The following is a 15,496-nucleotide window of genomic DNA, read 5'->3' as shown; positions in this document are numbered from 1 at the left end:
ATTCTATAATTTTTCTTCTTTCTGAAAAGCATTCAACTCAGCCCCGATCTCTTCCCCGGGCGCTAATTTGAAGCGTTTTCTAAACAAATAAACACCCAGATATAAAAAGGGTGTATCACAAACGGCAACCAATACTTTAAATAAAAAACCACTTAAAAGAAGCGTTCCAAACAGACTCCATTCAATCTTATTAAACGCACACAAAAGCAACAACACGGTAGCCGTATCTACAAACTGACTAAAAAAGGTAGAGAAATTATTGCGTATCCACAGGTGTTTTCCTTTAGTCAGGCGTTTCCAGAAATGAAAAAGTTGAATATCTATATACTGTGCAAATAGGTAAGCCATCATCGATGCCATCACCGCAACTACCGTAGCGCCAAAAACTTTATCAAACAACGCATTATCTACAGGAGACCAATCTGTCGCAGGCACCACTGCCGAAGTATACACGATAAGCAATGAAAAAATTGAGGCAAAAATACCGGCGGTCACCACTTGGTTGGCTTTCTTTTTTCCGTAAATCTCACTGATCAAATCGGTTATTAAGAACGTGATGGGATACGGCAAAATTCCAACGGAAATCTCAAACTTGTATAACCCAAAAAAATCCCAGTAAAAAAACTTCTGAAAGATCAAATTAGAAACCACCAGAGAGCATATAAATAAAGCTCCCAAAATAAAATAGATGCGGTAGGCTGCCAGCGCATCTCTCTGGCTCATTGATGCTTGCGTCAAACTCTCCTCTTTTAAAGGTTCTTTTGATCAAAATTAGCAGAATGCACGGGGCTTTTACTTAAATTGCTCTTAAAATATTTAAGGCCAAAATCTCATTAAACCGCTACAACACATACTCTTATCACTAGGCAGCAATCAAGGAGATTCGTTTGAAAATCTGCAACGCGCCGTTGATGGTATATTTCAAAATATAGGCAGCATAAAACAACTTTCTCCAGTTTATAAAACCAAAGCCTGGGGCTTTGAGGGCGCTGACTTTTTAAACTGTACCCTCTCAGCCACCACTACTTTAGCTGCCGAAGCCACCCTAGACGCGCTGCTCGCTATCGAAAAACAATTGGGCCGGGAGCGCAAACAACAAGCAGGTTACAGCGATCGCCCTATTGATATAGATTTATTGTTTTATGGAGACAGTATAGTTGAAACCAAAAAACTGACTCTTCCGCACCCGCAGTTACAAAAACGCAATTTTGTTTTGTTTCCGCTACGAGATATCGCCGCAACATTTAAACATCCTCTTCTCAAAAAAACGATTGAAGAATTAACCGCGGAAACCCCAGACGCAGAAATCCCTGAAAAACAATCTAAATGGCTTAAAAATCCGCAGGCCGCATATACCTTCAGCACGCATAATTATATTGCCATCGAAGGAAACATTGGCGCCGGAAAAACTACTTTAGCCACTAAAATTTCTGAGGATTTTAATGCTAAACTCATTTTAGAACGTTTTAAAGACAATCCTTTTCTACCCAAGTTTTACGAAGATCAGGCGCGCTATGCTTTTCCGCTGGAAATGTCATTTTTGGCTGATCGCTACCAGCAGCTGCTGGATGACATTGGTCAATACGACCTTTTTAAAGATTTTATGATCGCCGACTATGATAGTCAGAAATCATTGATTTTTGCAAAAGTCACACTGAGCGAAGAAGAATACAGTTTGTATCAAAAATTGCATGGAATCATGTATCGTGAAATCGCAAGGCCTGACTTATATGTTTACCTCTATCAAAACACCGAGCGCCTGCTTGAAAATATTAAAAAGAGAGGGCGTTCTTATGAACAGGATATTTCTGAAAGTTATCTTGTTGACATCAACAAAGGGTATCTAAATATGATCAAGAATAAACGAGGAAACAATGTCAAGATCATTGACATTTCCGGTTTAGATTTTGTTGAAAACAGAGCAGATTATTTAAAAGTGCTAGATGCACTACAGGCTATGGAATAGCAGAAGACAAAAAATAGTTTACAATTATAAGCTTAACAAATCACTGAAGAACAACGCTCTACCAGATCTCACTAGCCTTGAAAAGATTAAATTATACTGAAGCGCATCTTTAAATTTTTTACGAATTAAAGAAAAACAGGCTTCGTTGTAATTGCTTTAGTTTTTTGCAAATTAGTTTTAAGAAAAATAGATAATTCCGAGAACAGCGATCATTATAGCAAACCCTATAATCACGCCCATGAATATTCCGAAGCGTCGTCCATCCTTTATTCCTCGCACGTAAGACGCGTAATCAAAAGCTTTAGTTTTCATTTAAGTTGGGTTTTGGTTGAGAACGTAAAGATTCAAAGTTTAATTGCACCCCAACTGCATTTTAAAGAAACATTAATAAAGATTTATGATTAACAATTATACTTACTATTCACAATGTTAAAAATTAAGAGCTTTTAAGTAGCTTTGCATACATATCCCAAAGAACAATCCCCACACTTACTGAAATATTAAAACTATGTTTAGTACCCACTTGAGGGATTTCTAAAACCGTGTTGGCAGCATTCACAACATTCTGCTTCACTCCCTTAACTTCATTACCAAAGATCACCGCGTATTTTGAATGCGCCTCAACAACAAAATCATTCAACATCACGGCTTGCTCAGCTTGCTCAACAGCCACTACTTGATATTGATTTTCTTGCAATTCTTTTACCGCATCTAAAGTAGATTCAAAATAGCTCCAGCGTACAGATTCTGTTGCACCTAAGGCCGTTTTGGTAATATCTTTATGAGGCGGTTGTGCACAGATTCCGCAGAGATAAATTGCTTCGATCAAAAAGGCATCAGCTGTTCTAAAAACCGAACCGATATTATTTAAACTTCTAATATTGTCAAGCACCACAATAATGGGTGTTTTTTCGGCCTCCTTAAACGCTTCTACAGATTTACGATCGAGTTCGCTGTTCTTTAATTTTCTATTCATACCGCAAAAATAAGCTTCCGTAAGAAAAGCTCATAGTTAAGAATAGCATTGCTGTTGCTTATTGTTGAAAACAAATAAATAACTGGTTGCGTTTAACTCCTCTAAAACCTTGCGTATTTTTTAAATTTATCCCGCACAAACAGCAGCGAAAACTTACATTTAAAAGCGCTTCTGTGATGCTTCAATCCCTTTCAGATTTTTAAGATTTTATGGCAAAAAAGACCAAAGCAAAAAGTGTTACGCCACTGATGAAACAGTACAACAGCATCAAGACCAAGTATCCTGATGCAATGTTACTCTTTAGAGTAGGCGACTTTTATGAAACTTTTGGTGAAGATGCCGTCAAAGCTGCCGGGATTCTAGGCATTATCCTAACCAATAGAAACAACGGAAGCGAACGCTCTGAACTTGCGGGCTTCCCACATCACTCGCTCAATACATACCTTCCAAAACTGGTTAAAGCAGGCTGCCGGGTGGCGATTTGCGACCAGCTTGAAGACCCAAAACAAACTAAAGGAATTGTAAAACGCGGCGTTACCGAGCTAGTAACACCCGGAGTGTCTCTAAATGATGAAGTGCTACAGTCTAAAAGCAACAACTTCCTGGCCGCGATACATTATGGTAAACGCCACCTAGGCCTCTCTTTTCTTGATGTGTCTACAGGTGAATTTCTAACTGCGCAGGGCGATGTTGCCTATATAGATAAACTGTTGCAAAATTTCGCTCCCAGCGAATTGCTTATAAGCAAGAAAAATAAAGCTGATTTTAAGGAAGATTTTGGGACTGATTATCATATTTTTTATCAGGAGGATTGGGTTTTTAAGCCTGATTATGCGCAGGAAAGTCTCAATAAACATTTTGACACCAAATCTTTAAAAGGTTTTGGTGTTGAACATCTGGAAGAAGGGATCATTGCTGCCGGAGCGGCCTTACACTATCTAAGTGAAACGCGTCACGATAAGCTTCAGCATATTTCCAGCATTGGCCGTATCGCCGAAGATGCCTACGTGTGGATGGATCGTTTTACCATTCGCAATCTGGAGTTATATCAAGGCACATCGGTCAAGTCTATCACTCTACTCGACGTGATTGACAAAACCATCAGCCCTATGGGCGGGAGGTTGCTTAAACGCTGGCTGGCGCTTCCTTTAAAAAATCTTGAGCCCATTAAAGAGCGTCATGAGATTGTAGATTTTATACTCAATCATCCGGATTTCTATGACAAAGTTTCGGCGCATATAAAAAAGATTGGCGATGTTGAGCGGTTGATTTCTAAAATAGCAACCGGTAAAGTGGCGCCTCGAGAAGTCATTCTTCTAAAAAATTCGCTAGAAGCGATGATTCCAATAAAGGCGCTTGCTCAAAACTCAGAGAATAAAGCCTTGCAAATTCTTGGGGAAAAAATCAACAATCTTGAGCATTTAAGAGACAAAATTAAAGAAACTCTTACCGAAGATGCACCGGTTAGTGTTTTAAAAGGAAACACGATTGCTGAAGGTTTCCACACCGAACTTGACGAATTACGCAACTTGGCAACTTCGGGGAAAGATTATCTTGACAAAATGCTGGAGCGTGAAACCGAACGCACCGGGATCACTTCACTCAAAATTGCTTCTAATAATGTATTTGGCTACTATATTGAAGTGCGCAATACGCATAAAGATAAAGTTCCCGTAGAATGGATTCGCAAGCAGACCTTAGTAAACGCAGAACGCTACATCACCGAAGAACTAAAAGAATATGAGGCAAAAATTTTAGGTGCCGAAGAACGTATTCTTGGTATTGAGCAACAGCTTTTTGCGCAATTAGTAAGTTGGATCACGCAGTTTATTGAGCCGGTGCAAACCAATGCGCACACCTTGGCACAACTAGATTGTTTACGCTCATATGCCTGCCTGGCCAAAGAAAACGGCTATTGCAAACCCAGCATGGATGACACCTATGAATTGGAGATCACCGAAGGTCGCCATCCTGTCATCGAAAAACAACTCCCCATAAGTGAGCCCTACATTGCTAATGACACCTATTTGGATCGGGACACGCAACAAATGATTATGATCACCGGTCCTAATATGTCTGGTAAATCTGCTATTCTGCGTCAAACAGCTTTGATTGTGCTGCTTGCACAAATGGGTAGTTTTGTTCCGGCGAAAGCGGCCCGTATTGGTCTAGTCGATCGCATCTTTACCCGCGTAGGAGCCAGCGATAATATTTCAATGGGCGAATCAACTTTTATGGTTGAAATGAATGAAACGGCCAGCATTTTGAATAACATTTCTGAACGCAGCCTTGTGCTTCTTGACGAAATAGGTCGCGGTACCAGTACTTATGATGGGATTTCTATCGCTTGGGCAATCAGTGAATATTTACACGAGCATCCGGCGAGGCCTAAAACGTTATTCGCGACCCACTATCACGAACTGAATGATATGGGCGAAACCTTTAACCGAATCAAAAACTTCAATGTTTCGGTAAAAGAGCTTAAGGATAATGTCTTGTTCTTACGAAAACTTATTCCCGGTGGAAGCGCGCACAGCTTCGGGATTCACGTTGCTAAAATGGCCGGAATGCCCCAACAAGTACTACACAGAGCTAATAAAATGCTGGCGCAATTAGAACAATCCAACCGAAAAGAGGAACATCGCGATGCTTTAAGCACAGTTGAAGATGACGAAATGCAACTGAGTTTTTTCAACTTAGACGATCCGCTTTTAGAGGAAATCAAAGACGAAATCCTTCATACAGACATAGATACACTCACGCCGGTAGAGGCTTTAATGAAGCTCAATGAGATAAAGCGTATGCTCGTCAGAAACAAAAAAAATCAGGTTTCATAACCACTTTTATTTTTTTCTGAAAAATGCTTTGCAGATTAAAGAAATCTTGTAAATTTGCATCCGCATTAGACAACAGGTCTTATGTAATGCGAAAGTAGCTCAGGGGTAGAGCATCACCTTGCCAAGGTGAGGGTCGCGGGTTCAAATCCCGTCTTTCGCTCAAAACAACACTCCATTAGACAATGGGGTTTTTTATTGACAGCCCAAGCTCGGGTGGTGGAATTGGTAGACACGTTGGACTTAAAATCCAATGAACATTAGTTCGTACGGGTTCAAGTCCCGTCCCGAGTACAGAGAACCTCTAGTAATGCACTAGAGGTTTTTCTTTTTATATACACTTCTGAATGTCATTTCTTTAACTAATAAATTATGTTAAATAATATTTTAGATTTGAAAAATGCCTTTCAACTTCACTATCTTTGCTCTGATTTTAAATCTCATCCCTAACTTACATATATTATAATTCCACCCCCTACAATTGAGAATTATAAAATATTTACTTTAATTAAGGCACGCTTTTTGAGCATATCTTAACCAACAAGGAGACCTTGAGGTCCATGATTTTTAAAACCAAACGATAATCGCCCCGATTTCAGATTATGATTTTTTCTAAATTTTTCAACAAGTCGAGCAATCTCGATAAAGAGCTTGATCGCAACTTACTTTTCGCTCCTAATTACTTAATTCGAGAACAAAAAGTCAATAATAATACGCAATACATTTTTGGAGGTCACTCCATCATTACCATTGAGCAAACACAAGGCAAAAATGTAGGGTTATTCTTTAATCGTACACGCACGTCAAAATCAAACAAACTTAATCTCAACCCTAAGAATGAATTACACTTAGGCTTCCAAACTATCGCCGAAGTCAATTATTTAATCTTAGGTACGCGTCAACATTTATCGCACGTCAAACCAGGTGATCTGTTAGAGATCTGCTTTAATGATGATTCGAAAATCAACTTGACACTCGAGTCAACAGATGAGAAAGCAACAGTTAATAAAGGATACGCCTGCAATGTACGCGCAAAGATTAATGCTAAAGAATTAAAACATTTTCAGAAGAAAATGATGAACACCTATAAGCTTAGGCTTAATGCTTCGGGAGAAACTGTTGATGGTTCGTTTGATAAGGAGTTTTGTCAAAAATTCAGGGAAGTAGCGCAATCCTATGTGTTCTGCTTAGAGAATTACTACTAAACGTTTAAATTCATATACTACAAAAGACCTCTTTTCAGAGGTCTTTTTTCATTTATAATGGGTAAATTCAGCGTTTAAAATCAATCTAAATGCTAAAACGTTTTTCTCTTGTACTTGCAGCCGGACTCACTCTTTACGGTTGTAAAACACAAAAAGCTGCCACAACTCCCGCAGCAGAATCTTCAACAAGTCAAAAGTCAAAATTAAAGCCGTACAACAAAGTCATAACTGCCGAAGCTGAGTCAGACAATGGACTTTTTACAACGCACAGGCTAGATGATCATCTGTATTTTACCATCCCAGACAGTCTGATGGGAAAAGATATGTTGCTCGTAAGCCGCATAGCTAAAGTTCCTGCCGGCTACGGCGGCGGCTATGTGAATGCCGGATCTAAAGTAAATGAGCAAGTAATTCGCTGGTCTAGACGCGGTAACTTTGTAGATGCCAGAGTTATTAATTTTGAAAATCAAAGCGATCAAGACAGTCCCATCAACAAATCGGTTGAAGCGAATAACTTTTTTCCTATTCTATTTAGCGCCGAGATCAAAGCACTTGCCAAAGATTCTACCGGCGTAGTAATCGACGCAACTGATCTTTTTACTCAAGATATCACCGCAATCAATGCGGTTTCGCCAAGATTACGCAAGCAATACAAAGTAAAACGCCTTGACGATAAACGCAGCTATATCGAGTCGGCACACGCGTATCCTCAAAACATTGAGATTAAACACGTGATGACTTACGACACCGAAGAACCACCAGAGCGTGACCAAGCCAGCACGCTTACCTTTCTGATGAACCAATCTATGATTCTTCTTCCTGAAGATAAGATGCAACCACGTATCGCAGATGAGCGCGTAGGCTGGTTTACCCTTAGAAAATATGACTATGATTCTGATGCACTAAAATCTGATGATTACCGCATTTTAAGAAGGTGGAGATTGGTGCCAAAAGACATCGAAGCATACAAACGCGGCGAACTGGTAGAACCTGTAAAACCCATTATCTATTATTTAGATCCGGCAACACCGCTTAAATGGCGCCCCTATTTTAAACAAGGAATTGAAGACTGGAATGCCGCGTTTGAAAAAGCAGGATTTAAAAATGCCATTATCGCTAAAGATCCACCTTCTCCGGAAGAAGATCCTGAATTTAGTCCGGAAGATGTGCGCTACTCAGTAATCCGCTATGTTGCGAGCACCACACGTAACGCCGTTGGTCCTTCGGTTTCAGATCCGCGTACCGGTGAGATTTTAGAATCTGATGTGATTTGGTATCACAATCACTTACGCTCCTACCGCAACCGCTTTATGATCGAAGCAGGCGCTCAAAATCCCGCCGCAAGAACTTTAGAAACTCCTGAAGCCGAAATTGGCGAAATGATGCGCATGGTAATTGCACACGAAGTAGGTCACGCGATCGGTCTTCCTCACAATATGAAAGCCAGCTCTGCCTACCCAACAGACTCTTTACGTGTCGCTTCGTTTACACAGAAATATGGCTTAACGCCTTCTATCATGGATTACGCTCGAGTAAACTATGTTGCGCAACCCGAAGACAAAGGTGTACGCTACATCAGAATGATGGGACCTTATGATTATTATGCGGTAAACTGGGGATATCGCTACATTCCTGAAGCGGAAACTGCGGAAGAAGAAAAACCTACTTTAGACCAATGGATTTTAGAAAAAGCAGGAAATCCGTGGTATGAATTTGGAAGTTCTACCGGAGTTGACCCACATTCACAAACCGAAAGTTTAGGAGACGACAACATTAAAGCCAGCTTGTATGGTTTGGCAAATATGAAAAAAGTGATTCCTAATTTGATCGACTGGACTACCAAAGACGGTTATGGCTATGATGATCTTGATGAAGTTTATGGTGAATTAACACGCTTATGGAGAGGTTATGTTTATCACGTGATCACTAATGTGGGTGGAATTTACGAAACACGCAAAACTGCAGATCAAGACGGTGTGGTTTACGAGCCGGTTCCTGAAGCTATTCAAAAAGAGGCGGTGGCATTCTTAAATGAGCATGCTTTTACCACTCCTGAGTGGCTTCTTGACAAGGAGATTTTAAATCGAATTGAATCAGATGGTGCTATTGAACGCATTCAGAATTTACAAACCCGCGCTTTAAACAGCTTGTTAAGCGTAGATCGTATCAATCGCTTGGTGAGCACGGTAGAGCAAGAAGGAGCTGAAGCCTACTCGCCTATTGAGTTGATGACCGATTTGCGCAAAGGGATTTTCAGCGAATTATATGCCGCGCAGAAAACCGATGCTTATAGACGTAATCTGCAACGCGCATTTATAGATATCGCCTCAGAATACATCAAAAAAGAAAAAGCAGATGATGACGAAGTATTGAAGTCAGACGCAAGCGCATTGATGCGCGGCGTACTTAATCAAATGCGACGCGACCTCAATACCAGAAAGAATTATTCTGGAGACACGATCACACAGTATCATTTTGAAGATTTGATCGCACGCATCGACACCGCTTTTGACCGAGATTAAATTTTAATCCTAGGATAAATTTTCAACGCCCGACTTCTCCCAGTCGGGCGTTATTTTTTTAACAGAATTCTTCTTAAACCCGCTGTTAATTTGCCTTAAATCAGGTTAAACCCTGTTAATTGCGAGCATTAATGCGAATCCCTGAATACTTTAGTAATGGATTTCAGCATAAGCTGCGACCATCAACTTAAAAATTATAAGCTATGAGTTATTCAGATAAAATGGGCGAAAAGCTCAACGAATTACTAGAGAAAAATTATGATGCTGAAGCAGGTTATAAAAACGCTGCTGAGAAAGTTCAAAATTCAGCATTAAAGAACTATTTATTGAGTCGCGCACAAGATCGCTACGATTTTGGGCACGAATTAAAGGCTGAATTGAAAACTTTTGGTCAAGAACCAGAAAAAGGAACCAGTCTTGCCGGTGATGCACACCGCCTGTGGATGGATCTTAAAACTGCACTTTCTTCAGATAAAGATGAAGCTGTTTTAGAAGAAGCGATCAGAGGAGAGCGTGCAGCTGTTGACGAGTACGATGAGATTTTAAAGGAAGAGAGTCTCCCATCCTCTACGAAGTCAATTATCACTGCGCAACGCAATAGTGTAAAAGCCGCGTTGAATGAAGCCAAAGCACTTGAAGTATTAGCGTAAATCAAATTCTGGGCTTGAAATAGTTTGAGCCCAGAATTATAGTGTTAAACTAACCAACCTAACGTTAAATACTCTTAATGTATTTGTTTTCAGCATATTGAATCAATATATTAAGAATGGATGTTATCGAAACACATCCCACCAACCAAAAATTTGTTTCGTTAATTTAAAGAAGATAGAAGATGAAGTTTACTGAGAAAATATCGAACAATTTAAATGAATTACTAACTAAAAATTACGATGCCGAGGCCGGTTACAAATTGGCCGAAGAAAACGTAAAAGACAATACGCTAAAAGAATATTTTGGGCGTAAAGCCAAAGAGCGTTATGATTTTGGGCATCAGATCAAAAATGAAATAAAAGTGTATGGCGAAAGTCCTGATAAAGGAACGAGTGTAGCTGGAGACGCACATCGCTTATGGATGAATGTAAAATCAACCTTATCAAAGAATAGTGAGGAAGCGATTTTAGAAGAGACCATTCGCGGTGAAAAGAATGCGATTGAAGAGTATCAAAGTATACTAAGCAATCCAAATCTCCCACCAACCACTGAAGCCATTTTAAATACACAACTTGACTTGATTAAAGGCACATTAGAAGAAGTAAAGGCCTTTGAAGTTATGGCATAGATACATTTATTTGAATTAGCCAACCGAAAATAAATGTTGAAAAGCGCCTTGATCTCACGATCAAGGCGCTTTTTTATTGACACTAACAAAGGTTTACACCATGAAGCTTTCTCTGACATAATTTGTCTGAATTAGCCCGTTGATAACTCCCCAAAACTTAACTTTTTAAAGCCTCTGCTTTTCTTTAATTTTAAACTTTTCCGCGTTTGCGACTTCGCAAAAAATAACCCAAAGAGAACCAGAGATGTACCTGATATTTGATACCGAAACCACCGGCTTACCCAAGAACTGGAACGCTCCCATCACCGATTCTGACAACTGGCCAAGAGCCATTCAGATCGCGTGGCAGCTGCACGACGACATGGGTAATTGTATTGAGCACGAGGATTATTTAATTCGGCCTGACGGGTTTGATATTCCTTTTGATGCCGAGCGAATTCACGGGATCTCTACCGAACTCGCACAGCGCGACGGTTTACCTTTAGGTGAAGTACTGGGCAAATTCAAAGCGGCACTCGAGCGCACCAAATTTGTGGTGGGTCAGAACGTGGGCTTTGATGTTAATATTATGGGTGCGGAATTCCACAGATTAGATGTTTCTAATCAACTGCAAGAGCTTCCGGTTCTCGACACCTGTACCGAAACTACTGCACAACTCTGCCAGATTCCCGGTGGGCGTGGTGGTAAATTCAAATTACCCACACTTACCGAGTTACACCAGTATTTATTCAATCAACCCTTTGCGGAAGCACACAATGCAACCGCCGATGTGGAAGCAACCACGCGTTGCTTTTTTGAACTGGTGCGCAGACGCATTTTTACACAGGAAGAATTGGATGTTCCTGCTGGATATTTTGAGAATTTCTCAGAAGCCAATCCGCAGCCTATTGAGTTTATTGGCTTAAAACACATCAACCTCAAAAAAGCTTCTGACGAAATTCGCAAAGAGCTGCAAAAAGCAGATCAGGCCGATATTTCAAAAGAAGAAATAAAGGAGAATAAAGAGCAATTGGCCAAGGTAGATTTTGTGCATTTGCACAATCACTCGCAGTTCTCTATTCTTCAGTCTACCGCCAGCGTTCACGACTTGGTGGCGGCAGCAAAAAAACATAAAATGCCCGCGGTGGGAATCACCGATATGGGCAATATGATGGGAGCCTTCCACTTTGTGAAAGCCTTGACCGCTCAAAACAAAGCAGCGCAAAAGAAAAACGACGAACTTCTAGAAGCCGGCGAAGAACCTACCGAAACCATCATCAAACCTATTGTAGGTGCCGAGCTTAATGTGTGTCAGGATCATACCAACAAAAGCCAAAAAGACAACGGATATCAAATCGTTTTTCTGGCAAAAAATAAACGCGGCTATCACAACCTTGCAAAAATGGCATCCCTTGCCTACACCGATGGTTTTTACTACGTGCCGCGTATAGACCGCGAGATCGTTGAGCGCTATAAAGAAGACATCATCGTGCTCACCGGTAACCTGTATGGAGAAGTCCCGAGCAAGGTTTTGAATGTAGGTGAAAAACAAGCTGAAGAAGCCCTGCTGTGGTGGAAGGAAACTTTTGGCGACGACTTGTATATCGAGGTGATGCGTCACGGTCAGGAAGATGAAGATCGTGTGAATCAAACCTTGATCGAATTTTCTAAAAAACACGATGTAAAACTAGTCGCGACAAACAATACTTTTTACATCGACAAAGAAGACGCTCCTGCGCACGATATTTTGTTATGCGTGAAGGATGGCGAAAAAGTAGCTACGCCAAAGGGCCGTGGCCGCGGGTATCGTTTTGGTCTGGACAATGAAGAATACTACTTCAAATCGGCAGACGAGATGAAAGCGTTGTTTACTGATCTGCCGGAAGCCATAAGCAACGTAGATGAGATCGTTGATAAAGTGGAAGCTTTTGTTCTGGCACGTGACGTACTCTTACCGGCCTTTACCATTCCTGAAGAATTTCAGTTTGAAGAAGATAAACAGGATGGTGGTAAACGTGGGGAAAACAAATATTTAAAACATATCACGTTTGAAGGTGCACGCCAGCGGTATCCTGAGATCACTCCCGATATTGAAGAGCGCCTCAACTTTGAGCTCAGCGTTATTGAAAACACCGGGTATCCCGGATATTTCCTGATTGTGGAAGACTTTATTCGTGAAGCCCGAAATATGGGCGTTTCGGTAGGTCCCGGTCGGGGTTCTGCTGCCGGTAGTGCGGTAGCCTATTGCTTGGGAATTACCAATATTGACCCGATCAAGTACGACTTGCTTTTTGAGCGTTTCCTGAATCCGGATCGTGTGAGTATGCCCGATATTGATATCGACTTTGATGATGAAGGACGAAGCCGCGTTATGGATTATGTGATCGACAAATACGGTGCCAACCAAGTGGCGCAGATCATCACCTACGGTACGATGGCTGCAAAATCTTCGATCAGAGATACCGCGCGGGTTTTAGATCTTCCGCTGAGTGATGCCGATCGTATCGCCAAGCTGATCCCTAATATGTCGAAACTCGCCAAGATCTTTGGGCAGAGTGAAGCCGACTTAAAAAAGAAATTCCGTTCTGAAGATTTAGTCAAAGTCAACGAACTTTTAAACTTAGCGGAAGGTGACGATCTTGAGGGGCAAACCTTAAGACAAGCACGCCAGCTGGAAGGTTCGGTACGTAACACGGGGATTCACGCTTGTGGGGTGATCATCACACCTGATGATATCACCAATTTCGTTCCGGTTTCTATCGCTAAAGATTCAGACTTATACGTCACCCAGTTTGACAACTCGGTCGTAGAAGAAGCCGGTCTACTAAAAATGGACTTCTTGGGTCTGAAGACCCTGACCCTGATCAAAGACACGGTAAAACTGGTAAAACATAAGCACGGGATCGATCTGGACCCGGACAGTTTTCCACTAGATGATGAGAAAACGTATGAGTTGTTCCAGCGTGGAGATACGGTTGGGATCTTTCAGTACGAATCGCCGGGGATGCAAAAACACATGCAGGCGTTAAAACCTACGGTTTTTGAGGATCTTATCGCAATGAACGCCCTGTACCGCCCGGGACCTATGGAATACATCCCGAGTTTTATCGCGCGTAAACACGGGGAGGAAGAAATTCAGTATGACCTTCCTGCGATGGAAGAATATCTGGAAGAAACCTACGGGATTACAGTTTACCAAGAGCAGGTGATGCTGCTATCGCAAAAGCTGGCTGGCTTTAGTAAAGGTGATGCCGATGTTTTGCGTAAAGCGATGGGTAAAAAGATATTTGCCCTGCTGGAAAAACTGAAACCACAATTCTTAGATGGTGGTGAGAAAAACGGTCACGACCGAAAGATTCTCGAAAAGATCTGGAAAGACTGGGAAGCTTTTGCTGCGTACGCTTTTAACAAGTCGCACTCTACCTGTTATGCGTGGATCGCCTACCAGACCGCATATTGCAAGGCACACTACCCTGCCGAATATATGGCGGCAGTACTGTCTAACAATATGAACGACATCAAGCAGGTGACGTTCTTTATGGAAGAATGTAAACGTATGGGACTTGAAGTTTTAGGTCCTGACGTAAACGAATCGTTTAGAAAATTTACCGTTAACGATCAAGGTGCGGTGCGTTTTGGTATGGGCGCTGTAAAAGGTGTAGGTGCCAATGCCGTAAAAACCATTGTTGAAAATCGAGAAGACGGCCCTTATCGCAGTGTGTTTGATCTGGCGAAACGTATTGATCTGCGTGCTGCCAATAAAAAAGCTTTTGAATCCCTGGCACTTGCCGGCGGTTTTGACAGCTTTATGGCTACGCATCGTGCGCAATATTTCAAAGATGAAGGTGACGGAATCACTTTTCTGGAAAAAGCGGTGAAGTATGGCGCAAAATTTCAAGAGAATGAAAACTCAGCTCAGGTAAGTTTGTTTGGCGAAGCCAGTGAAGTTCAGATTCCCGAGCCGGTGGTGCCGCCTTGTGAAGAATGGGGAACGATGGAAAAACTACGCCGCGAGAAAGAAGTGGTGGGTATTTATATTTCGGGACATCCGCTGGATGACTTCAAACTGGAAATGGATAATTTCTGTAACGGTAAAATCAGTGATTTCAATAATCTGGAAATGCATCTCAACCGCGAACTCACCATTGGCGGAGTCATTAGCGACGTGCAGCACCGGGTTTCCAAAAACGGAAAAGGCTGGGCTGCCTTTACGGTTGAAGATTTTGACGAGTCGTTTGAATTTAGAATGTTTGGCGAAGAGTACCTCAAGTTCAGACACTTTCTGATTCCGAATTCCTTTGTGCATATGCGCGTATTTATTCGTGAGGGATGGACCAACCGCGACACGGGTAAAAAAGGCGACCCGAGAATGCAGTTCAACAACTTTATGCAGCTGCAAGACGTGATGGAAACCTTTAGCAAAAAGCTTACGATCAATCTGGATCTGCAAGAAGTGCAAGGCGACCGTATTGAGCAATTACGTGAAACTTTATTTAACCACCGCGGCGATCATAATTTGCATTTCTACGTGTTTGAGCCTAAAGAAAAGATTGCACTACAAATGCCAAGCAGAAAGAAAAAGGTAAAAATCAGCAGCGCATTGTTGAATGAATTAAAAGCGCAACGGTTTAGTTTTAAATTAAACTAGTAGATTAAAATTAATTAGGCTTTTTCTGGACGTCCCCTTCGGTCGGGCTATACGCTACAATCTGTCCCGCTGATTGCGGGACAGGAT

The 15,496-nt window shown here is 41.4% G+C and carries 9 protein-coding genes and 2 tRNA genes; 9 read left to right on the top strand and 2 right to left on the bottom strand.

Annotation, left to right across the window (positions count from 1 at the left end):
- Positions 1–3: 3 nt before the first annotated feature.
- Positions 4–723 carry a queuosine precursor transporter gene (locus BUA96_RS06715; RefSeq protein WP_072981553.1) on the bottom strand — a complete coding sequence of 240 codons (720 nt, stop codon included), beginning with the start codon at positions 721–723 and terminating at the stop codon, positions 4–6.
- A gap of 109 nt (positions 724–832) precedes the next feature.
- Between BUA96_RS06715 and folK the strand changes: the two genes are divergently transcribed.
- Entirely contained in the window at positions 833–1,966 is a 1,134-nt protein-coding gene (folK, locus tag BUA96_RS06710) for a 2-amino-4-hydroxy-6-hydroxymethyldihydropteridine diphosphokinase (protein WP_072981552.1), read from the top strand.
- A 436-nt stretch (positions 1,967–2,402) separates the two neighbouring features.
- Here folK and BUA96_RS06705 read toward each other — a convergent pair whose 3' ends face one another.
- On the bottom strand, positions 2,403–2,942 hold the full coding sequence (locus BUA96_RS06705; RefSeq protein WP_072981550.1) for a TrmH family RNA methyltransferase: 540 nt from the start codon (positions 2,940–2,942) through the stop codon (positions 2,403–2,405).
- Positions 2,943–3,151: 209 nt separating this feature from the next.
- Here BUA96_RS06705 and mutS point away from each other — a divergent pair, with 209 nt between their 5' ends.
- From mutS to dnaE, 8 genes are all read left to right on the top strand, one after another.
- Positions 3,152–5,779, top strand: a complete 2,628-nt coding sequence (gene mutS / locus BUA96_RS06700; protein ID WP_072981548.1) for a DNA mismatch repair protein MutS — start codon at positions 3,152–3,154, stop codon at positions 5,777–5,779.
- An 88-nt stretch (positions 5,780–5,867) separates the two neighbouring features.
- Positions 5,868–5,939: transfer RNA gene (locus BUA96_RS06695), tRNA-Gly, on the top strand.
- Between the two features lie 47 nt (positions 5,940–5,986).
- Positions 5,987–6,070 (top strand) — tRNA-Leu (locus tag BUA96_RS06690).
- A gap of 308 nt (positions 6,071–6,378) precedes the next feature.
- Positions 6,379–6,981 carry a hypothetical protein gene (locus BUA96_RS06685; RefSeq protein WP_072981546.1) on the top strand — a complete coding sequence of 201 codons (603 nt, stop codon included), beginning with the start codon at positions 6,379–6,381 and terminating at the stop codon, positions 6,979–6,981.
- 89 nt (positions 6,982–7,070) lie between these two features.
- On the top strand, positions 7,071–9,503 hold the full coding sequence (locus tag BUA96_RS06680) for a zinc-dependent metalloprotease (protein WP_072981545.1): 2,433 nt from the start codon (positions 7,071–7,073) through the stop codon (positions 9,501–9,503).
- A 203-nt stretch (positions 9,504–9,706) separates the two neighbouring features.
- Complete coding sequence (locus tag BUA96_RS06675; protein WP_072981543.1) at positions 9,707–10,153, top strand: ferritin-like domain-containing protein; 447 nt, start codon at positions 9,707–9,709, stop codon at positions 10,151–10,153.
- 182 nt (positions 10,154–10,335) lie between these two features.
- Positions 10,336–10,782: a ferritin-like domain-containing protein gene (locus BUA96_RS06670; RefSeq protein WP_072981541.1), complete on the top strand. Its 447-nt coding sequence runs from the start codon at positions 10,336–10,338 to the stop codon at positions 10,780–10,782.
- A gap of 244 nt (positions 10,783–11,026) precedes the next feature.
- Positions 11,027–15,409 (top strand): DNA polymerase III subunit alpha, encoded by a 4,383-nt coding sequence (gene dnaE, locus BUA96_RS06665; RefSeq protein ID WP_072981539.1) that lies wholly within the window; start codon positions 11,027–11,029, stop codon positions 15,407–15,409.
- Positions 15,410–15,496: the final 87 nt, after the last annotated feature.

It is taken from the genome of Leeuwenhoekiella palythoae, from assembly GCF_900130045.1.
Taxonomy (GTDB): domain Bacteria; phylum Bacteroidota; class Bacteroidia; order Flavobacteriales; family Flavobacteriaceae; genus Leeuwenhoekiella; species Leeuwenhoekiella palythoae.
Note: the sequence above shows the minus strand (reverse complement) of the source record. Positions and strands in the feature narration are given on the sequence as shown.